Annotated in this window: 23 protein-coding genes and 1 riboswitch; of the genes, 11 read left to right on the top strand and 12 right to left on the bottom strand. The window is 72.1% G+C overall.

The window, feature by feature from the left end:
* Positions 1-2 precede the first annotated feature (2 nt).
* Complete coding sequence (locus FL583_RS21330; RefSeq protein ID WP_142706472.1) at positions 3-635, top strand: DUF2461 domain-containing protein; 633 nt, start codon at positions 3-5, stop codon at positions 633-635.
* Positions 636-756: 121 nt separating this feature from the next.
* On the opposite strand, the gene FL583_RS21325 is transcribed toward FL583_RS21330, so the two are convergent.
* Complete coding sequence (locus FL583_RS21325) at positions 757-1,203, bottom strand: hypothetical protein (RefSeq protein ID WP_142706471.1); 447 nt, start codon at positions 1,201-1,203, stop codon at positions 757-759.
* Positions 1,204-1,818, bottom strand: a complete 615-nt coding sequence (locus tag FL583_RS21320) for a TetR/AcrR family transcriptional regulator (protein WP_142706470.1) — start codon at positions 1,816-1,818, stop codon at positions 1,204-1,206.
* 85 nt (positions 1,819-1,903) lie between these two features.
* Between FL583_RS21320 and FL583_RS21315 the strand changes: the two genes are divergently transcribed.
* Positions 1,904-2,473, top strand: coding sequence for an ester cyclase (locus FL583_RS21315; RefSeq protein WP_142706469.1), 570 nt, complete (start codon positions 1,904-1,906; stop codon positions 2,471-2,473).
* Entirely contained in the window at positions 2,449-5,151 is a 2,703-nt protein-coding gene (locus FL583_RS21310; RefSeq protein ID WP_142706468.1) for a DEAD/DEAH box helicase, read from the top strand. The genes FL583_RS21315 and FL583_RS21310 overlap by 25 nt, the downstream gene beginning before the upstream one ends.
* Positions 5,152-5,172: 21 nt before the next feature.
* On the opposite strand, the gene FL583_RS21305 is transcribed toward FL583_RS21310, so the two are convergent.
* Together FL583_RS21305 and FL583_RS21300 are read right to left on the bottom strand one after the other, a co-directional pair.
* Positions 5,173-5,580, bottom strand: a complete 408-nt coding sequence (locus tag FL583_RS21305) for a DUF1761 domain-containing protein (protein ID WP_142706467.1) — start codon at positions 5,578-5,580, stop codon at positions 5,173-5,175.
* A 78-nt stretch (positions 5,581-5,658) separates the two neighbouring features.
* Positions 5,659-6,297 (bottom strand): TetR/AcrR family transcriptional regulator, encoded by a 639-nt coding sequence (locus FL583_RS21300; protein WP_142706466.1) that lies wholly within the window; start codon positions 6,295-6,297, stop codon positions 5,659-5,661.
* Between the two features lie 70 nt (positions 6,298-6,367).
* Here FL583_RS21300 and FL583_RS21295 point away from each other — a divergent pair, with 70 nt between their 5' ends.
* Both FL583_RS21295 and FL583_RS21290 read left to right on the top strand, forming a co-directional pair.
* Complete coding sequence (locus tag FL583_RS21295) at positions 6,368-7,519, top strand: acyl-CoA dehydrogenase family protein (protein WP_142706465.1); 1,152 nt, start codon at positions 6,368-6,370, stop codon at positions 7,517-7,519.
* Between the two features lie 9 nt (positions 7,520-7,528).
* Positions 7,529-8,428: an SMP-30/gluconolactonase/LRE family protein gene (locus FL583_RS21290; protein ID WP_142706464.1), complete on the top strand. Its 900-nt coding sequence runs from the start codon at positions 7,529-7,531 to the stop codon at positions 8,426-8,428.
* Here the strand turns inward: FL583_RS21290 and FL583_RS21285 are convergent, their stop codons facing one another.
* Positions 8,429-9,418: a LacI family DNA-binding transcriptional regulator gene (locus tag FL583_RS21285; protein ID WP_142706463.1), complete on the bottom strand. Its 990-nt coding sequence runs from the start codon at positions 9,416-9,418 to the stop codon at positions 8,429-8,431. It abuts the gene before it with no gap.
* A 113-nt stretch (positions 9,419-9,531) separates the two neighbouring features.
* Here FL583_RS21285 and FL583_RS21280 point away from each other — a divergent pair, with 113 nt between their 5' ends.
* The 3 genes from FL583_RS21280 to FL583_RS21270 are packed head-to-tail and all read left to right on the top strand — an operon-like array spanning position 9,532 to position 11,848.
* On the top strand, positions 9,532-9,999 hold the full coding sequence (locus tag FL583_RS21280) for an SRPBCC family protein (protein ID WP_142706594.1): 468 nt from the start codon (positions 9,532-9,534) through the stop codon (positions 9,997-9,999).
* Positions 9,996-11,378, top strand: a complete 1,383-nt coding sequence (locus FL583_RS21275) for an MFS transporter (protein WP_142706462.1) — start codon at positions 9,996-9,998, stop codon at positions 11,376-11,378. Before FL583_RS21280 ends, FL583_RS21275 begins: the two co-directional genes overlap by 4 nt.
* Positions 11,375-11,848 (top strand): universal stress protein, encoded by a 474-nt coding sequence (locus tag FL583_RS21270; RefSeq protein ID WP_170323782.1) that lies wholly within the window; start codon positions 11,375-11,377, stop codon positions 11,846-11,848. Before FL583_RS21275 ends, FL583_RS21270 begins: the two co-directional genes overlap by 4 nt.
* Before the next feature lie 39 nt (positions 11,849-11,887).
* Here FL583_RS21270 and FL583_RS21265 read toward each other — a convergent pair whose 3' ends face one another.
* Entirely contained in the window at positions 11,888-12,754 is an 867-nt protein-coding gene (locus FL583_RS21265) for an aldo/keto reductase family oxidoreductase (protein WP_142706461.1), read from the bottom strand.
* A 114-nt stretch (positions 12,755-12,868) separates the two neighbouring features.
* On the opposite strand from FL583_RS21265, the gene FL583_RS21260 reads away from it, so the two are divergent.
* Positions 12,869-13,327: a winged helix-turn-helix transcriptional regulator gene (locus FL583_RS21260; RefSeq protein WP_142706460.1), complete on the top strand. Its 459-nt coding sequence runs from the start codon at positions 12,869-12,871 to the stop codon at positions 13,325-13,327.
* An 18-nt stretch (positions 13,328-13,345) separates the two neighbouring features.
* On the opposite strand, the gene FL583_RS21255 is transcribed toward FL583_RS21260, so the two are convergent.
* From FL583_RS21255 to FL583_RS21225, 6 genes are all read right to left on the bottom strand, one after another.
* Positions 13,346-13,846, bottom strand: a complete 501-nt coding sequence (locus FL583_RS21255; protein ID WP_170323781.1) for a copper resistance CopC family protein — start codon at positions 13,844-13,846, stop codon at positions 13,346-13,348.
* Entirely contained in the window at positions 13,843-14,988 is a 1,146-nt protein-coding gene (locus FL583_RS21250) for a Dyp-type peroxidase (protein ID WP_142706592.1), read from the bottom strand. Before FL583_RS21250 ends, FL583_RS21255 begins: the two co-directional genes overlap by 4 nt.
* An 11-nt stretch (positions 14,989-14,999) precedes the next feature.
* Positions 15,000-15,569, bottom strand: coding sequence for a copper chaperone PCu(A)C (locus FL583_RS21245; RefSeq protein WP_142706458.1), 570 nt, complete (start codon positions 15,567-15,569; stop codon positions 15,000-15,002).
* Between the two features lie 1,136 nt (positions 15,570-16,705).
* Positions 16,706-17,281 carry a hypothetical protein gene (locus FL583_RS21235; protein WP_142706456.1) on the bottom strand — a complete coding sequence of 192 codons (576 nt, stop codon included), beginning with the start codon at positions 17,279-17,281 and terminating at the stop codon, positions 16,706-16,708.
* Between the two features lie 76 nt (positions 17,282-17,357).
* On the bottom strand, positions 17,358-17,765 hold the full coding sequence (locus tag FL583_RS21230) for a MerR family transcriptional regulator (protein WP_142706455.1): 408 nt from the start codon (positions 17,763-17,765) through the stop codon (positions 17,358-17,360).
* Positions 17,762-18,067, bottom strand: a complete 306-nt coding sequence (locus FL583_RS21225; protein ID WP_142706454.1) for a hypothetical protein — start codon at positions 18,065-18,067, stop codon at positions 17,762-17,764. Before FL583_RS21225 ends, FL583_RS21230 begins: the two co-directional genes overlap by 4 nt.
* Before the next feature lie 256 nt (positions 18,068-18,323).
* Positions 18,324-18,417, top strand: a riboswitch (adenosylcobalamin (AdoCbl) riboswitch).
* 47 nt (positions 18,418-18,464) lie between these two features.
* Between FL583_RS21225 and FL583_RS21220 the strand changes: the two genes are divergently transcribed.
* Together FL583_RS21220 and FL583_RS21215 are read left to right on the top strand one after the other, a co-directional pair.
* A complete protein-coding gene (locus FL583_RS21220; RefSeq protein WP_142706453.1) occupies positions 18,465-18,671 on the top strand; it encodes a CbtB domain-containing protein in 207 nt (68 codons plus the stop codon).
* A 9-nt stretch (positions 18,672-18,680) separates the two neighbouring features.
* On the top strand, positions 18,681-19,535 hold the full coding sequence (locus FL583_RS21215) for a CbtA family protein (protein WP_142706452.1): 855 nt from the start codon (positions 18,681-18,683) through the stop codon (positions 19,533-19,535).
* Positions 19,536-19,657: the final 122 nt, after the last annotated feature.

The following is a 19,657-nucleotide window of genomic DNA, read 5'->3' as shown; positions in this document are numbered from 1 at the left end:
CCATGGCGCGGTTCGAGGGGTTCGACGCGGGGGTCGCCGGCTGGTTCGTCGGGCTGGAGAACGACAACAGCCGGGAGTACTTCACCGCCCACCGGGCGTACTACGAGTCGGCGGTCCGGGGTCAGCTGACCGCGTTGCTCGACGACCTGCGGGACGAGTTCGGCGGCGAGACGAAGGTGTTCCGGCAGCACCGGGACGTGCGGTTCGCGGCCGACAAGTCGCCGTACAAGACCCAGACGTACGGCGTGCTCTCCGGGTCGTCGCTCAGCCCGACGGGGTTCTACCTGGGCGTCTCCGCCGACGGCCTGACCGCCGGGGGCGGGTACTGGCGGATGGCCCGCGACCAGCTCGAACGGTATCGGGCCGCGGTGGACGCCGACCTGGAGAAGCGGATCGCCGCGAGCGGGCTGGAACAGTGGGGCGAGACGCTGGCGACCGCGCCCCGCGGCTACGCCCGCGACCACCCCCAGATCGACGCGCTGCGCCGCAAGAGCGTGACGCTCGGCCGTCGCCGGCCGGTGGACGGCGGAATCGGCGCCGACGAGGGACGCGCTTTCGTCGCCGGTACGTGGCGCGCGACGGTGCCGGTGCTGGAGTGGCTCGCTACGCACGTGGGCGCGTCCACTACGGCCTAGATGGTTTCAGTGGTCGTAGGCGATCAGTGTTCGGGTGGGCGGTTGACCGATTCGATGACGTGCCGGAACGGTTTGAGCAGGTGCTGGCCGGGTCGTGGTTCGCGGTTGCGGTAGGCCGGGATCAGCAGTCGGAGACCGCGGTCGGTTCGTCGGTTTTCGCGCCGGCCAAGGCCGAGGTGATCGGGGTGCAGACCAGAGGCAGGCGCAGGCCCCAGAACCATCGCGAGTGTGACGCGTCGTGGCCGTCGTGGGCGTGGCCGGCCGGATCGGAGTGTTCCGCGGTGTCCCGGGAGGCGCCGCAGCCGACCGGGGTGGAGTCGGCCAGCCACAGGTCGTCGTGCCGGAACGTGGCGTCGCGGGCCGGTTCCCGCAGTACCCGGGCTAGCAGGCCACCCGCGGCGCGCAGGCGTGTGTTGTAGCCGGGCTGGCGGGGCAGAGCAGGAAACCTCCTGGGCAGGCGGCCGGTGACCAGGCGCAGCCGGCGACGTTCGGAGGTGACTACCCGGAGCAGACCAACGGCACATGTGACGGGCCAGAACGCGCCGCCACACCGTTGAGAATCAACCATCTAGGCGAGAATCGTGGCGGTGAGCGTGGTCCGGAGCCACGTCTCGTAGTCGTCCAGCGTCCAGCCGCGCTCGGCGAACAGGGCCCAGACCGCCGGGGAGATCAGCATCCAGAGGTGGTCGCGCGACCGGTCGGGGTCGCCGCGGAGCCAGCCCTTCTCGGCCCAGCCGGTCGTCGCCATCGTCGCTCCGATCAGGCGCTCTCCGTCGACGGTGCGCACGAACGCGTCGAGATCGGGGTCGGTGCCGCGCGCGGACAGGACCACGCGCATCAGCGGACCGGCCCGGCCGGTCAGCAGCCGCGCGTACGCGGCGTACGCGGCCGCGACCTCGGCGGTCGTGGACGCGGTCCGGACCGCGAGGAACTCCGGACGTTCGGCGATCGGCACCGGGTCGTCGTCGCCGGCCATCGCGACGTCGTAGACGGCCTTGAGCAGGCCGGCCTTACCGCCGAAGCGCTTGTAGACGGTCTCCGGCGAGACGCCGGCGGCCTCCGCGACCGCGCGGATCGTCGTGCCCGCGTAGCCGGCGTCGAGGAACGCGTCGCGGGCCGCGGCCAGCACCGCGGCCCGGGTCGCCTGCGCGGCGGCCGCGCGCGACCGATTGTCGTAGGCCATCGAACTCCCGGTTGTGCTCAGGTTCGGTACAGCGTACTGTCCTCAATTGAGTACAGCGAACTGTACCGAACTCTGAGGAGGAGTCATGCGCGCGATCGCCGAACGCTCGATCCACCTGATGGCCGACGGAACTTTGGAGCAGTTGCGGGAGGTCGTCCACCCGGACGCGACCAACCGCGAGGCCGTCGACGAGCCCCCGGACTGCCGCGGGACCGGCCCGGAGGCCTTCTGGGCCACCGCGCTGTGGCTGAGGTCCGCGTACAGCGAGCTGGCCTTCACCGTCGAGACCGCCGCGGTCGATGGGGACCTGGTGGTCACCTACGGCACGATGTCCGGACGGCACACCGGGAACTTCACGATCTGGACGCCCGACGGGCGGGTCGAGCGGGCGTTCGCGCCGACCGGCAAGCGCTTCGAGGTGCACCACGCGCACTTTCTGAGGGTGCGCGACGACCTGGTGGTCGAGCACTGGGCGGTCCGGGACGACCAGGCCCAGGCCCGGCAGCTCGGCTGGATCCCGCCTACCCCGGCCTACCTGCTGCGGTGCGCGGTCGCGACCCGCCGGGCGCGGCGAAGTGTCGGGGGGAGGGCTTACGCTCGCGGCGCGGAGGGATGGGAGCGCGGCGAGGCATGGACAAGGCAGAACGCGAGCTAGTCCGGGCTCTGGCCGGTGATCTCGAGGGGTGGAGCCGGCGGGCGGCCGAGGTGCGTCAGTGGCGCCGGCGGGTGGCGGCGGCCGCCTCGGAGGCTGAGCGGGTGCTCGCGGCCCGGTCGGTCGTTCTTCCGTTCGGGCGGGTGGTTCCGTTCGATTCCTCGGATTCCGATGTGGTGCGGGCGCTGTCCGATCGGGCCCGGCTGCCCGGTGCCGACGAGGCCTTTCTCGACCGGCTGACCGGCGAGGTACGGCGGGCGCTCGACGAGGTGGCTCCGGTCCTCGGGTTGCGGAGGTTCTTCGTCGGCTCCGCGCAGCGGCGCGCGGCCGAGGCCGCGGCGCAGTACCTCCGCCGCGAACACGCGGCCCTGCTGGCCGAGGCTCCGGTACGGCTCGAGCGCATGGGGACGCTCACCGGCGCGCCGGTTCCGCTGCTCTCGCCGTCGCTGGGCTGGCCGCTCGTCGCGGCGCACGACGGGCCGGCGCCGTTTCTCGTCGACCGGGCGGAGTTCGCCGGCCTACCGTCGGCGCTCGATCGCATCGCCGCGGCCGTCGCCGGGGAGGCCCGGTACCGGTCGGCGGCCCGGGAGGCCGGCGAGGGCGTGCGCGAGGCCGAGGTCCGGCGGTTGCTCGAGACGATGCCGGTCGACGCGCTGAAGCAGGCCACCCGAGACCGCCTGCGCCTGGGCGCGCTGGCCGACGCGCGCCTGACGACCGTGCAGCAGGTGCTCGACCGCGGCCCGGCCCTGGACGCGCTCCCGGGCGTCGGCGAGACGACGACGAGGCGGATCCTCGGTGCGGCCCACGAGCTGCGCTGCGTCACGCACGAGGAGACGCCGGTCCGCATCGATGTGGACGGACGTCCGCCCGAAGCGACGGAGTTGCTGAGGCGGTTGGCCGACTGGGACGCGAACCGGGAGACGCGGTCGGCGGCCGACGATTTGTGGGTGGCGGGGGAGCTGGCGCCGCTGGGAGCGGCGATCCGGCCGACCACCGAGTACCTGCTGGTGTTGCCGTCGCCGCCGGGGCGTGGGCCGGAGCGGGGTGGGCTCCGGGAGGGGATGACGGCGGTCGTGCGGCGGGCCGCGATGCTCGACGCCGGCCGTAGACGTGCGGCGCGGCCGGGCGCCGGGCGCACCGCCGCGCGGCCGGATGCCGAGCCGGCGGCCGCGCGGGCCGGTGCGGCGCCGGTGGGCAACCGGGCTGGCCGGGAGGAGCCCGGCGGGGATCCGTGGGTGGACTACCTGGCGCGGCCGGCGGACTACATCGCGATGCTCGCCGAACTCGGCTTCCTCACCGAAGACGAGAACGCCGCCCACGGCGACCTGCCCGAAGACATCATCGAGGCGGTCCGCGAACAGCCGCTCCGCACCGAGTACCTGACCGCCTCCCTGCGCGGATACCAGGGCTTCGCGGCCCGGTTCGCGCTCGTCCAGCACAAGGTCCTCGTCGGCGACGAGATGGGCCTGGGCAAGACGCTGGAGGCACTCGCGGTCCTGGCGCACCTGCGCAGCCGGGGCGCGAACCGGTTCCTCGTCGTCTGCCCGGCCGCGGTGGTGTCGAACTGGGTCCGCGAGGTCGAGAGCAAATCGCGGCTGGTGGCGCATCGGGTCCACGGGCCCGATCGGGAGCGCGCCGCCCAGAAGTGGCTGCGCGACGGCGGCGTCGCGGTCACGACGTACGAGACCCTGGGGTGGTGGGGCCCGGCGCTGGCCGAGGTCGGTGACCTGGCCTGCGTCGTCGTCGACGAGGCGCACTACGTCAAGAACCCGGCCGCCCGGCGGACCGTCCGCACCACGGCGCTGATCGAGCAGGCCGACCGCGCGATCCTGCTCACCGGCACGCCGCTCGAGAACCGCGTCGACGAGTTCCGGACGCTGATCTCCTACCTGCGCCCCGATCTGGTCGCCGCGGCCCGGGCCGGCGCACCGCGGGCGTTCCGGCGCCAGGTCGCGCCCGCGTACCTCCGGCGCAACCAGGAGGACGTCCTCACCGAGCTGCCGGAGCTCATCGAGGTGGAGGAGTGGCTCCCGCTGTCGGCGGACGACTCGATCGCCTACCGGGAAGCCGTGGAGCGGGGCAACTTCATGGCGATGCGCCAGGCCGGAATGCTTCAGGGGACCGAGTCGGAGAAGATGCGCCGGCTCGTGGAGATCGTGGCCGAGGCCGAGGAGAACCACCGGCGGGTGCTGGTGTTCTCGTACTTCCGCGAGGTGCTCGACCTGGTGGCGCGGTCGCTGCCGGGCGCGGTGTTCGGGCCGTTGACCGGCTCGGTGCCGGCCGGTCGCCGCCAGGAGCTCGTCGACGAGTTCTCGGCCGCCGAGGGCGGTGCGGCGCTGGTCGCCCAGATCGTCGCGGGTGGGGTCGGGCTGAACATCCAGTCGGCGTCGGTCGTCGTCCTCTGTGAACCGCAGCTCAAGCCGACGACCGAGACGCAGGCGATCGCGCGCGCCCACCGGATGGGGCAGGTGCAGACCGTGCAGGTGCACCGGCTGCTGTCGGAAGACAGCGTCGACCAGCGGATCGTCGAGCTGCTCGCGCGCAAGACGCAGACGTTCGACGAGTATGCCCGGCACAGCGACCTGGCGGCGGCGCCGGAGGCGGTCGACCTGTCCGAGTCCGAGCTCGTCCGCCAGGTCGTCGCGACCGAACGAGCCCGCCTCTCCGTCCCGGCCCACTAGCCCGCCTCCGGACGGCGCCCGTCAGGCCAGGGCGGCGACGACCGCGCCGGTCAGGAGGCTGGAGATCACGAAGTACGGGCCGTTCAGGAGCGTGTACCGCACCGGATGCGGAAAGTTCGGGTTGATCGCGATGTTCAGCACCATCGCGGCCAGGTACCCCACCCCGACGACCAGCCCGAACACCAATCCCGTCCCGATCTCCCGCACGTCCAGACTGCGCAGCAGCACCGCGCTGGTCACCACCACCAGCAGCGTCGCCACGGCCTGGCCGGCGAACGTCCAGGCCGGCGGCTTCCAGGCCTCGGTGCGACCCATCGCCGCCGCGTACTGCCGGGGAATCACCGCGCCGAAGTACACGCCACCCAGCACCGTGCAGGCCACGGTGACGATCAGAACGGCCAGCCAGTCGATGTCGAAAGCCAGGGTCACGACACTGCTCCTCTCGTACCGCCGGGCGATCCGGCGACACCAGGAACAGTGCCGGAGATAGAGGTCAGCTACTGGCCGCTACTCCAACGCGATTCGAATGCTCGGCAGCACGGCGTCCAGATCCTGATCGGTGCGCAGGATGACGACGGCGGACGCGCCCTCCGGGGAGCCGGAGAACAGACGCAGGACGTCGGCCATCGCCCGGTCGAACTCCGCCAGAGGATCAGTACTCAGCTCCCGGAGCCACCGCCGCAACACGTAGTTGTGCGCGGTCACCACCGCGTTCGCGAGCAGCTCGGCCCGGAACAACTCGGTCCCCCGGGACACGATGAACTCGCGGAAGAGCCGCTGGTACTGCTGCATCCCGCCGATCTCCCTCGCCCGCAGGGCCGGCACCGTCCGGGTCAGCCGATATCGGGCCCGGGCCAGGTCGCCCTCGTCGAGGTAGTGGGTCAGCACCAGGCGCGCGCCCTCGACGATCGCGGGCACCCCGGCGTCGGGCGCGGCCGCGTTGAGCCGGTCGCGCACGGCCAGGACCAGCGACTCGTGGTGCGGAAAGATCACGTCGTCCTTCGACCCGAACGCCCGGAAGAACGTGGTGCGGCCGACGCCGGCCCTGGCGGCGATGTCGTCGACGGTCGTCTGCTCGTAGCCCTGCTCCTCGAACAGCGCGAACGCGGCGGCGATCAGCCGCTCGCGCGAGGACTCGTTGACCACCCGGCGAGAGTACCCTGGTACTCAGTACCATGAGCAGGTACTCGGTACCGAAGACCCCAGGGAAGGCGCCATGACGTTCGATCTGTTCCGGCTGTCCGAGGATCACGAGGACCTGCGCGCCGCCGTGCGCGACCTGGTCGCGGACAAGATCACGCCGCACGCCGCGTCGGTCGACGCCGAGTCGCGGTTCCCCCGCGAGGCCTACGACGCGCTGGTCGCGGGCGACTTCCACGCCGCCCACGTGCCGTCGGAGTACGGCGGCGCGGACGCCGACGCCCTCGCGGTCTGCCTGATCATCGAGGAGGTGGCGCGCGGATGCGCGTCCTCGTCGCTGATCCCGGCGGTGAACAAGCTCGGCAGCATGCCGGTGCTGCTGGCCGGGTCGGCCGAGCTCAAGGCCAAATACCTGCCGCCGGTCGCCCGCGGCGAGGCGATGTTCTCCTACGCGCTCTCCGAGCGCGAGGCGGGCAGCGACACCGCGTCCATGCGCACCCGCGCGGTGCGCGACGGCGACGAGTGGGTCCTCAACGGCGTCAAGGCCTGGATCACCAACGCGGGGGAGTCCGAGTTCTACACGGTCCTCGCGATCACCGACCCGGACGGCCGGCGCGGGGCGAACGCGACCGCGTTCGTCGTCGAGAAGTCCGATCCGGGCGTCACCTTCGGTGCGCCCGAGCGCAAGCTCGGGATCAAGGGTTCCCCGACCCGGGAGGTCCTGCTGGAGAACGTCCGCATTCCGGACGACCGGCGCATCGGTGCACCGGGCGAGGGCCTCAAGATCGCCCTGCGGACGCTCGACCACACGCGGATCACGATCGGCGCGCAGGCCGTCGGCATCGCCCAGGGCGCTCTGGACGTGGCGACCGCCTACGTGCGGGAGCGCAAGCAGTTCGGGCAGCGGGTCGCGGACTTCCAGGCGATCCAGTTCATGCTGGCCGACATGGCGATCAGCCTCGAGGCCGCACGCCAGCTCGTCTACGTGGCCGCGGCGAAGTCGGAGCGCGGCGACGCCGACCTGACGTTCTTCGGAGCGGCCGCGAAGTGCCAGGCGTCGGACACCGCGATGCGGATCACCACCGACGCGGTGCAGTTGCTCGGTGGCGCCGGGTACACGCAGGACTTCCCGGTGGAGCGGATGATGCGCGACGCCAAGATCACCCAGATCTACGAGGGCACGAACCAGATCCAGCGACTCGTCGCCGCAAGGTCCCTGCTCAGTTAGGTTGCGGCTATGGCGAACAAAGAGGTTCGGGAGATCTTCAGCGGCGGGGCGTTCTTCGAGGGGCCGCGCTGGCGCGACGGCACCTGGTGGGTGTCCGACTTCTACCGGCACACGGTCAGCCGGATCACGTCCGACGGCGCGGAGACCGTGCTGTTCGAGGTCGAGCACCAGCCGTCGGGGATGGGGTGGCTGCCCGACGGCTCGCTGGTCGTCGTCTCGATGAAGGATCAGCGGCTGCTGCGGTTCGCCGACGGCGCGACCTCGACGCTCGCGGACCTGTCGGCGCACTCCGGCGGGTTCCTCAACGACCTGGTGATCGACGAGGGCGGGCGGATCTTCGTCGGCGACTTCGGATTCGACCTGATGGGCGGGGGCGATCTGCGGACCGCGACGCTCAAGCGGGTCGACCCGGACGGGTCGGTGACCGTCGTGGCCGACGACCTGTACTTCCCGAACGGGTCGGTGATCACGCCGGACGGCTCGACGCTGATCGTCGGCGAGACGCTCGGGAACCGGTACACGGCGTTCGACCTGGCCGCGGACGGGACGCTGTCGAACCGGCGGGTGTGGGCGCAGTTCGCGCCGACGCCGACCGGGAAGACGACCGAGGAGGTCCTGGGGCAGCTCGTGGTGGCGCCGGACGGGTGCTCGCTGGACGCCGACGGCCACCTCTGGGCCGCGGACGCGGTGGGCGGCCGGGCCGTGCGGGTGTCGCCGGGCGGCGAGATCGTGGACGAGATCCCGGCGCCGGACGGGCTCGGCGTGTACGCGTGCCAGCTCGGCGGCGACGACGGCCGGACGCTGCTGCTGTGCTCGGCCCCGGATTTCTACGAGCACCTGCGCCACGACAAGCGCGAGGCCGTGTTGCTGGCCGCCGAGGTGGACGTCCCGCACGCCGGGCGTCCGTAGTCAGCCGGTGGCGCCGGCGAGGATCTCGGGCGCGAGGACCTCGCCGGGGCCGTCCGTCGGGCCGTCGATCTCGGCCAGGACGCGCCGGATGACGCGCTCGGCGATCTCGGCCAGCGGAATCGCCACCGTGGTGAGTGCCGGAGCGAGCAGCCGGCCGACGACCGAGCCGTCGAAACCGGTCACCGCGAGCGCCCCGGCCTCGGCCGGGGCGGCGGTCAGCTCGAGGCCGCGGAGGGTGGCGGCGGCGCAGACGGCGGCGGCCAGGACGTCGCTGCCGGTGACCACCGCGGTGGGGCGGCGGGCGCCGTCGAGCAGCCGGGCGATCGCCCGGGCGGCCTGCGGTCCCTCCGGGTCCGGAGTGGACACCCGCGGGGTCAGACGCGCCGACCCCATCGCCGCGCGGTAGCCGGCCTCGCGCTCGACGTCCCAGCCGCCCTGCGGCGCGTACCCCAGGAACGCGATCCGCCGGTGCCCGCGGGCGACCAGCCGCTCGGTGATTGCCACGGTGCCGGCCTGGTTGTCGACGTCCACCCAGCACTGCGGCCGGTCGGGGCCGGTCCGGCCGAAGCACGCGAACGGCACGCCGGCCGCGGCCAGCACGGTCACCCGCGGATCCCCGGCGACGACGTTGGTGAGCACGACCCCGTCGACCTCACCGGCCCGCACCAGCCGGAGCGCGCCGGCCGGGTCGTCCTCGGTGAGCACCAGGTGCTGGCCGTGCCGGGCCGCGGCGGCCGTCAGGGCCTGCAGGTACTCGAGCAGGATCGTGTTCGACGGCCCGCGTTCGGCCGGCCCGAGCGGGTAGGCCAGGCGCCCGGCCCGGCGGGTCCGCAGGCTCGCCGCGCCGGCGTGCCGCCGGTAGCCGAGCTCGTCGATGGCCGCGTGCACGCGTTGCCGGGCCGCCGCCCCGACCCGGTTGCGTCCGTTCAGGACGTTGGACACGGTCTGGTGCGACACCCCGGCCACGCGAGCGACGTCATGGATCGTCACGCGACCGGCCACTCCGACCTCCCAAACGACGCAACGCCATTGACTCGTACGCAGCGAGTGAGACCCTGGTCACACCCTAGGTAGAACGTTAAACCACCCTTAGGCGGTCAATGATGACGGCAAACATCATGGTGGTAGTAGAGCGACAATTCGACGAATCCCAGAAGCGGCTGTTCCAGGCCTGGACCGAGCCCGACGAGATGGCGCAATGGCGAGGTAGCCCGGGCTGGCACGTCGAAACCGATACCGTCACGTCGGAACTGAAGCTCGGTGGACGGCACCACCACGTCAAGGTGCTGGACGACGACCCCGGCGTGCGCGTCACCACCGACGCGATCTTCGTCGAGTTCTTCGACCCGGACGTCTTCGTCGCCCGCCAGCGCATCACCGGCGACGCCGGCATCGACCCGGACGTCCCGCTGGAGTTACGCGTCGAGTTCCTGCGCACCGGACGCGAGGGGACCCTCGTCCGGATCATCCAGGGTCCGTACGACGAGACCGTCGCCTACGAACACAGCCAGGGGTGGGAGCGCGAGCTCACGCGCCTGCAGGACTTCCTGACCGGGGCGGGTGCGCGATGACCGCAACCACGACGGCGGCCGGGCACGTCACCACGATCCGGCACAAGCCGCTGATGAACATGCGGCAGATCCTGCTGATGAACCTCGGCTTCTTCGGCATCCAGTACAGCTTCGGGATGCAGCAGACCGCGGTGAACCCGATCTTCAGTTTCCTGCACGCCAGCCCCGACGAACTGCCGATCCTGAACCTGGCCGGGCCGGTGACCGGGTTGCTGATCCAGCCGCTGATCGGCGCGCTGTCCGACCGGACGTGGAGCCCGCGGTGGGGGCGGCGGAAGCCGTTCTTCCTGATCGGGGCGATCGGCTGCAGCATCTGCCTGTTCCTCTTCCCGTTCGTGGCCGCGGTCTGGATGGCCGTGCTGCTGCTCTGGCTGCTGGACGCGTCGAACAACACCGCGATGGAGCCGTACCGGGCGTTCATCGCCGACAAGCTGCCGCCGTCGCAGCTGGCCAAGGGCTTCCTGGCCCAGAGCTTCTTCACCGGGTTCGGGATCACGCTGGCGAACATCTCGCTGTTCGTGTTCCAGAAGTTCATCACCGGCGGCACCGAGGCCGGCATCCCGTACTGGGTGCTCGGGTCGTTCATGCTCGGGTCGGTGTGTTCGATCGGCACCGTGCTGGTGTCCGTGCTCAGTACGCCGGAGATCCCGCCGAGCGAATCCGAGCTGGCCGAGATGCGGGCCGATCGCGGCGGGTTCGGGGCCGCGGTGCGCGGCATCTGGGACGCGATCGTCGAGATGCCGCCGGAGCTGCGAAAACTCGCGCTGGTGTACCTGTTCCAGTGGTACGCGATGGTGTGTTACTGGCAGTTCGTGACGCTGTCGGTGGCGAAGTCGGTGTGGGGCACCACCGACGCGTCGACGCCGGACTACGCGCGGGCGGTCGGGTGGACCGGGCTGGTGAACGGCTGGTACAACATCGTCACGTTCACGGTGGCGTTCTCGCTGGTGGCGGTGGCCCGGCGGCGCGGGGCGAAGTTCGTCCACATCGCCTGCCTGCTGTGCGCGGCGGTCGGGCTGGTGATCTTCCCGCACCTGTCGAACCGGTACCTGCTGTTCATCCCGATCATCGGGCTCGGCATCGCCTGGGCGTCGATCATGGGCGTGCCGTACATCATGGCGGTGCGGATGATCCCGTCCACCCGGTACGGCGTCTACATGGGAATCATCAACATGATGATCGTCGTCCCGATGCTGATCCAGACCGTGACGTTCGGCGCGATCTACAGCGGGCTGCTCGGCGACGACCCGAACAACGCGATCATGTTCGCCGGGATCCTGCTGGCCTGTGCGGCCGCGACGATGCTGTGGATCAAGGAACCGCCGATCGTCCGGGACGTCGACGCGTTGACGGCCATGCCCGCGGGAGCGTCGTCATGAGCGGGCTGACGGACTACCGGGTGGTCGTCGTCGGGACCGACGGGTCGAAACTGGCCGGGCCGACCGTGGCCAGGGCGGCCTGGCTGGCCGCCCGGGAGGACGCCGACCTGGTGATCGTGTGCGCGTTCGCCGACCTGTCCCGGCGAGCCGAGGCCAAGAACGTGGCCACGCTGGGCGGCGACACCCGGGTCGGGCAGGTGCTCGGACGGGCCGCGGCCAGTGAGGCGATCGCGGCGGCGGTAGCGGTCGCGCAGGGCGAGAACGCGACGATCTCGGCCGCGCTGCTGGTCGACGGGGAGCCCGCGGCCGCGCTGCTGTCGACGGCGACCGACCGCGGGGCCCAGCTGATCGTCGTCGGGGCCCGGCACGAGCGGTCGCTGGCCGAGCGGTTGCTGGGGAGCGTCGCGTTGGAGGTGACGAAGGGTGCGGAGTGTGACGTGCTGATCGTCCGGCCGGCGCCGGGGGACTGACCGGCCCGGCTGACCGGCCTTTCGGCCGGTCGGCCGGCCTCAGCGGCCGATCTTGTCCAGGTCGGCGAGGTCCTCGTCCGAGAGGACGAGGGCCGCGCCGGCGATGTTCTCGCGCAGGTGCGCCAGGGACCTGGTGCCGGGGATCAGCAGGATGTTCGGCGAGCGCCGCAGCAGCCAGGCCAGCGCCACCGACATCGGCGTCGCGCCCAGCCGGTCGGCCACCGCCGAGAGCTCCGCCGCCTGGAGCGGAGCGAACCCGCCGAGCGGGAAGAACGGCACGTAGGCGACGCCCTGGGACGCCAGCCCGTCGATCAGCTCGTCGTCGTCGCGGTGCGCGAGGTTGTAGGCGTTCTGGACGCAGACGATCGGGGCGATCGACTGCGCCTCGACGACCTGCTCGGGCGTCACGTTGCTCACGCCGAGGTGCCGGATCAGCCCCTGCCGCTGGAGCTCGACGAGCGTCCCGAACGCCTCGGCCACCGAGCCCGGGACGGGCCCCAGCGCGTTGCCGAGCCGCAGGTTGACGACGTCGAGCACGTCGAGGCCGAGCCGTCCGAGGTCGTCGTGGACGGCCCGGCGCAGGCTCTCCGGGTCGCGGGCCGGCGGCCAGCCGCCGTCCGCGTCCCGGTGCGCGCCGACCTTGGTCACGAGGTGGAGCTCCGGCGGGTAGGGCCGCAGCGCTTCGCGGATCAGCTCGTTCGTGACGTGCGGCCCGTACGCGTCGGCCGTGTCGATGTGCGTGATGCCGGACTCGACGACGGCGCGGAGGACGGCGAGCGCGCCGTCCCGGTCGGCGGGCGGACCCATCACGCCGGGGCCGGCCAGCTGCATGGCGCCGTAGCCGAAGCGGGTGACGGTCAGGTCGCCGAGCGTCCAGGTGCCGCCGGGAAGCGGAGTTGCGGTCATTCGGAATGCCTCTTGGGTTTCGTCGTAGCGGTTCCTAGGTCACTATCGACGCGTAACTCTCCATCGGGAAGTACGCACTTCAGAGTGCGTAAGTCACTCACGAGTGAGGCGGGCATGGCGACGACCACGGCGGCGCAGAAGAGAGCGCAGAGCAAGCTCCAGTACGACGCCTTCCTCGCCGTGTGCCCCAGCCGGGCGCTGCTCGACCGGCTGTCCGACAAGTGGGTGCACCTCGTGCTGGCCGCGCTCGGGAGCGACGGCTCGCACCAGCTCGAGACCGGCTGCGCGGGGGAGCCGCGGTCGATGCGGTACTCGGAGCTGTCCCGGCTGATCGCCGGGGTGAGTCAGAAGATGCTCACCCAGACGCTCCGCAACCTGGAGCGGGACGGGCTGGTGACCCGGACGGCGGTGGCGACGGTGCCGGTTTCGGTGACGTACGAGCTGACCGAGCTGGGGTTGTCGCTGTACCAGGTGATGCGCGGGTTGAAGTCGTGGGCCGAGACGCACATGGACGACGTGCTCGAGCATCGCGAGACGTACGACGCGGGGCTCGGCGCCGGCCGGGGGGAATGAGGCCGGCGCCGAGGCCCGTCAGTGCTTCTTGCGTCTCGTCCGGGCCAGAGCGACGATGCCGATTCCTACGACCAGCAGGCCGGCGACGGCGGCGGCCAGGAACAGCCCGGTTCCGTCGTCGGGCTCGGACGGTGCCGCCGCCGGCGGCGCGGCCGGGGCTCCGGGCAGGTCGGCGGTGAAGCGGAAGACACCCTGGAGGGGGTGACCGTCGCCGGACACGACCCGCCAGGCCACGGTGTACTCCCCGCCCACCAGCGGCCGCACCGCCTGGTGCAGCGTCCGGTCGACCGCCCGCGCCGCGCCGGTGCCGAACCGGGCCCCGCCCGGCCCGGTCACCACGACCGTGCTGAACTGACCCCGGATCGGCCCGGTGAACGTCAGCGTGACCTCCGTCGGAGCCACGGTGACGGTGCTCGACGCGGCCGGCGTGCTGCCGGTGACGTCCGAGTGCGCGCGGGCCGGCGAGATCCCGAGCAGCGTTCCGGCGACCGCGATGACGATGACCAGCAGGGCCCTCACGTCAGCACCTGCTCGCCGATCCAGCCGCCCTCGGCGCACCCGGGCGGGATCGCGAACACCGCCGAGCCGATCGGCGTCGTCCACTGGTTCAGCAGATCCTGCTCGGCCAGCCGGCGCTGGATCGGCAGGTACTGCGCACCGACGTCGGCCTGGTACGACGCGAAGATCAGGCCGCTGTCGGGCACCCCGCCGGCGTCCGGCTCGCCGTCGTAGCTGTACGGACGTCGGAGGATGCGGATCCGTTCGTCGCTCACGTGCGCCCGGGTGACGTGCGCGAAGTCCGGCATGACCGGCAGGCCGACGGAGTCCACCGCGCTGAAGTCGGGCTCGTCGTGTTCCTTCCCGCCGGTGAGCGGAGCCCCGGTGTCGAGCTTGCGGCCGACCGCCAGCTCCTTGTCGGTGCGCGAGAGCTTGTCCCACGTCTCGATCTCCAGGCGGATCCGCCGGACGACGAGCGTCGTGGCGTCCCCGGCCCAGATCGCCCCGGGCGGCGTGCGGACGTTCGCCGTCCCGTCGAGCTGGCCCAGCAGGTTGCGGTGGGTGGCGCCGTCGGCTTCGACGCCACGTCCGCGTCGGAAGCCTCGTTGCACCCAGCGGACGGCCGCGAACGGACGCGCGTCCTTGACCAGCATGCGCTGGGCGTGGGCGACCGCGGTCGGATCGTCCGCGCAGACCTGCAGGAGCAGGTCACCGCCGGTCCAGCGCGGTTGCAGGCGATCGATCGGGAACGCGGGGAGCGCCGCCACCGGGGACCGGAGGCCGGCCGCCCGGTAGAGGCCGGGGCCGAAGCCGACCGTGACCGTGAGGCGGGCCGGGGTCCGGGCGAGGTCCGCGTCCGTGTCGCCGAGCGCGGGGCGGCCCGCGGTGAGGCGGGCCGCGTCGTCGGTGAGCAGGCGGAGCATGCGTCCGATCGCATCGCGGTCGGTGTCCCGGTGGAGGGTGAACGCGAGGAAGGACGCGGCGGCCTGTGGGGGCGTGTCGATGCCGGCTTGGCGGTTGCCGTGGAACGGTTCGGTCTGCCGGCCGTAGGGCTGTTGCTGTGGTTGCTGTTTCTGTTGTTGGAGCGCGTCGCTGGTGGCGACGCCCACGAGGGCGCCGCCGACCGCGGCGGCGCCCCCGGTGAGCAGGCCGCGCCTGCTCATGCGGACGTAGTTCATGCCGACGGGGTCGGGTCGGAGCCCATGGGCATGCCGGCGTCGGGGGCGTAGCTCTCCTCGGCGCCCGAGAACGGCTTGCCGACCGCCGTGAACGGGAACTTCGTGCCGTCGGACAGCTCGAGCGTGACCGTGACCTCGTCGCCCGCCTTGATCGGGGAGGTGACCGACATGAACATCAGGTGGTCGCCGCCCGGAGAGAGCTCGTGGGTGCCCTTGGCCGGCAGGACGAATCCGCCCTTCTTCGGTTGCATGATCATTTTGCCGTCCTGCATGACCATCTCGTGGAGCTCCATGACGGAGAGGGAAGAGGTGGCGCCGACGATCGTGAGCGGCTGGTCGGTGTGGTTGACGAGCGTGCCGAAGGCGGCGGTCATGCCGGTGTCGGTGGCCTTGATCCAGGGGTCGGTGATGGAGAGCGCCGCTTCGGCGGTGGCCTTGACCGAGGGGGTGGCCGTGGGGGTGGTTGTGGCGGTGTCGGGGGAGGTGGTGCAGGCGGAGGTGAGGAGGCCCGCGGTGGCGAGGGTGACGGTGAGGGCGGCTAGGCGGGTCTTGCGGATGGAGAACATGGAGGGTTCCTCTCGGGAGGTTATGATTTGCCTGATTCGGTCGTTGTGTCGGTGCACGGCATCTCGGCGAGGCGCGTGGCCGGCGCGGGGGAGCGGGGGCCTGGCGCAGGGGGATGCGTGCGTCCCTGGGTGAGCGGGCGAATCCCGCGCCGCCGCGCGGCTCGGAGGTGCCTCCCGCCGGCATCGCCAGCGCCCGCTCGCAGCGCCCGCTCGCAGCGCCCGCTCGCAGCGCCCGCGAGCGGCCGGACGAGCTACACCCACTGTCGGTGCGCTGCGTCCGCAGCGCCCGCCAGCGCGCCGAACGAGCTAGACCCACTGTCGGTGCGCTGCGTCCGCAGCACCTGGGCTGCGGACTCCGCATCTGCGCTGCCCGTGATGCACCTGCGCTGCGCGATGTGCTCAGGCCACGCCCGCGATTCGCCCGTCGCACCACGCGATGCACGCGACCCGCGAGCGGCGTCGCATGCGTTCGCGTCAGCGTGTCCGCGACGGCGGCGCGTGCGCCCACAGCGCCTGCGGTGCGTGCGCCTACGGCGCGTGCGGTGCGTGCGCCTACGGCGCGTGCGGTGCGTGCGCCTACGGCGCGTGCGGTGCGTGCGCCGGCCGAGTTCGGACCGAGCACAGACCGCGAGCGACGCACGTGCGTCTCGCCGGCACGGAGCGCCCGTGCACTCCGCGGGCCGGAGCGCGTACGTCCCACCCAGGCGCAGCGCGTGCACTCCGCGGGCGCCGGACGCGTGCGTCCCGACCCTGTCGAGGACATACCTCGTTCAGGTGCGGAGCGCGTGCGTCCTGTCCGTGAGCGTGCGCTGCCTTCGTCGGCCTGGAGCGTGCACACGCGGCCCCAGCAGCGGCCGATGCGGCCGGCGCCGACGTCGTGGCGCGCGCACCAACGTCTGCGGTGCATGCACCACGCCTACGGCACGCGCGTCGGCGCGTGCAGTGCGGTCCGTGCGACGTCCACTCGAGCATCGGGCGTCCGTGCGGACGTCCATCCGCACGGCCGCACGTCCGTCCGGACAGTCGCCCTTACGGGCGGTTGTCCTGAGCGGCGGGCGGACTGTCGGCGTCGCTCCGCGTGAGCGAAGTTCGGACGGTCGGCGTCGCTCCCGGCGTGAGCGCGCGGGCAGGGCGGGCTAGTGGGGCGCGGGGAGAAGGCGGGGCGGGCCTCGGCGGGAGGTGCTGCGTAGCCACGTCGGCTCGGGCGGCGGAGCCGCGAACTCGGCCAGACGAGGACGGAACCGTCGCGGCGCAGGAGCCAACAGGCGGCGGGCAACCAGCGCGAACAGAACGCCCAGAGCGGGCACCCGGCGCGCGAACCAGCGCACCAGGCGCCAGACCGCGACCTCACCGGCGTACAGCCACAGCGCCGTGAGGCTCCCGGCCAGGACGTGCGCCGCGAGCATCGTGCCGGCGCTCGGCATCGACATCATCGCGTGCGCCCCGCCCGACGGGACCCCCGACGGGACGAGCGTGAACAGCCCGTGCAGGCCGGCCTGCGTCACCGCGAGCCCACCGGCGATCACCGGCAGGCCGCGACGGCGCCCGGTGAGCACCATCGCGACCGGCGCGATGAGTCCGGTGCCGGCCAGCAGGGCCAGCACCGATGGCAACTGGCCGTGGGCCCAGCCGTGCAACGTCACCGACAAGCTCAGGCACACGAGGACGAACACGAGGGCGCGCGCCTCGCGCAGCAGTCCCGGGCTCGTCATGCCGAGGATCATGCCAGACCCCACCGACAGTCCACGGTGAACCCCGCGCGAGTCGCCCGAGGGGGTCCGGCGGCTGCTAGGTAGGCGCGTCGGGGAACGGGAGCGGGCAGCGCGAACTGCTCGCGCACTCGGCCAGGTCGTCACAGCCGGCTTCGAGCGCCTCGGCCAGCGTCGACCGGATCGTCTGCAGGTCCTGGATCCGCTCGTCCAGCTCGGCGAGCTTGGCGCGCGCCCGGGATTGCAGCCCGCGGGACCGGCGCCGCCCCACCTCGAGCAGGTCCGCGACCTCGTCCAGCGTGAATCCGAGTCGCTGCGCGACCTTGATGAGCCGCAGCGCGGTGACCGTCTCGGGCGGGTACATCCGGTGGCCGCCGGGTGTTCGGTCCGGTGACGCGAGGAGGCCCCGCCGCTCGTAGTACCGCAGCGTTTGCGTGTTCACTCCGGCGGCCGCGGCCAGCTCGCTGGTCCGCAGGGTGCCGGTCACGACTCGGCCGGTCCCAGCAACGCGTCGAGCACGGCTACCTGTTCGTCGGGCACCGTGATGTCCAGCCAGAATCCGCTCGGAGCCGACCGGAACCTGAAGCGGAAGAACGAACAGCACTCCGTCTCGCGGGCGGTCAGGTCCTCCGCCCGCGCCCGGGCCCGCTCGGCGAGCAGAACCCGGCCGTGTGCCTTGGTGACTCGTTCGGTCTGCCGCGCCGTCCGGAGCAGCGCGTCGAACTCCGCCACCCGGAACGGCCTTTCGGCCGTCGGCAGCGTGCACTCCGGAGCCGGCCATTTCGTCATACCCGGACGGTAAGCCTGTACCCAGGTATCGGATGCAAGTGCGGGCCAGGCGTTGCACACCCCCAGCCAGCGAGGCCGAGCCAGCAACCACCCCCGAAGGAGCGGAACGACCGAGCCCCAGCCTCCCAGACCCAGTCCCGGACCCCCGAACCCCAGCCAGGCAGGCGTAACAAAACCCCCCATCAACTGAGATGAAGGTCTCGCGCGCCGGACCCCACGATTGACCGCACGTCAGTGCGGTCCTATGTTCGAACAACGTGACGGTGCGAGGAAGCTGGTGAAAACCCAGCACGGTCGCGCCACTGTGTGCCGGCTGCCCAGCCGGTGAGTCAGATACTGGCGCCGTCACGGAAGCCCTGACCACAGGGGGACGCACGATCCCCAGAGGAGGCTCAACGTGACCCAGCCGTCCGCTGTCGCTACGCCGGTCGTCATCTCCGGCTCGCGCGGTGCCGTGTACCTCGGCTCCGCCGTGTTGCTGGCGCTGCTGCTCTACTACTTCATCGGCGTCGACCAGGGGGCCGTGTCGGTCTTCGGCAACGACGTGCACATCCACGAGTTCGTGCACGACGCGCGGCACTTCATCGGCTTCCCCTGCCACTGAGCCGACTCCGTGGAACTCAAACTCCTCCTGCGCGGCGCTCTGGCCGGCGGGATCGGTGGCGTGTGCGCGTTCGTCTTCGCGCGGATCTTCGCTGAACCGCAGATCCAGCAGGCCATCGACTACGAAGAGGGTCGGGGCGCGGCTCAGGACGCGCTCGACAAGGCCGCCGGGCTGCCGGTGCCGGCCGCGGAAGCCGAGACGTTCACCCGGACGATCCAGGCGAACGTCGGCATCGGCGTGGGGCTGATCGCGTTCGGCATCGCGATGGGCCTGCTCGCGACCGTGATCTACACGATCTGCCTCGGGCGGGTCGGGATGGTCCGGCCGCGGGTGCTGGCGCTGCTCGTCGCCGGGGGCGCGTTCGTCGGACTGTTCCTCGTGCCCTGGCTGAAGTACCCGGCCAACCCACCCGCGGTGGGCAACGACGACACGATCGGCACACGCGGCGGGCTGTACCTGGTGATGGTGCTGGCGTCGCTGGTGTTCCTCGGCGGCGCGGTCTGGCTCGGGCAGCGGCTGGCCGCGCGCTTCGGGAACTGGAACGCGGCGCTGCTGGCCGGGGCCGCCTACGTCGTCGCGGTCGGGGTCGTGATGCTGCTGCTCCCGCCGCTCGGCCACCTGGCCGCGAACGTCGCCGCGACCGGCTCCGAGCGGGCCACCGAGACGCCGCTGCCGCTGCGCGACCCGAGCGGCCGGATCGTCTACGAGGGCTTCCCCGCGGACGTGCTGGCCACGTTCCGCCTGTACTCGGTCGGCGCCCAGCTGATCCTGTGGACCGCGTTCGGCCTGGTCTTCGGCCCGCTCGCCGAGAGGGTGCTGGTCGCGCGACCGGCGCCCGCGGCCACCACGGCGGTCCCGGCCTGAGGCCGGTGAGGGGCGGGACCGTCTGCCGACGGTTCCGTCCTTCTTTTTACGTTGCCCGGCGGAACACCGCGGGACAGTCCCTTCGCGACTCGCAGTACGATCGTCGGCGCTGGTTCCCGGGG

The organism is Cryptosporangium phraense, from assembly GCF_006912135.1.
GTDB lineage: Bacteria > Actinomycetota > Actinomycetes > Mycobacteriales > Cryptosporangiaceae > Cryptosporangium > Cryptosporangium phraense.
This window is presented reverse-complemented; position numbering and strand designations above follow the sequence as displayed.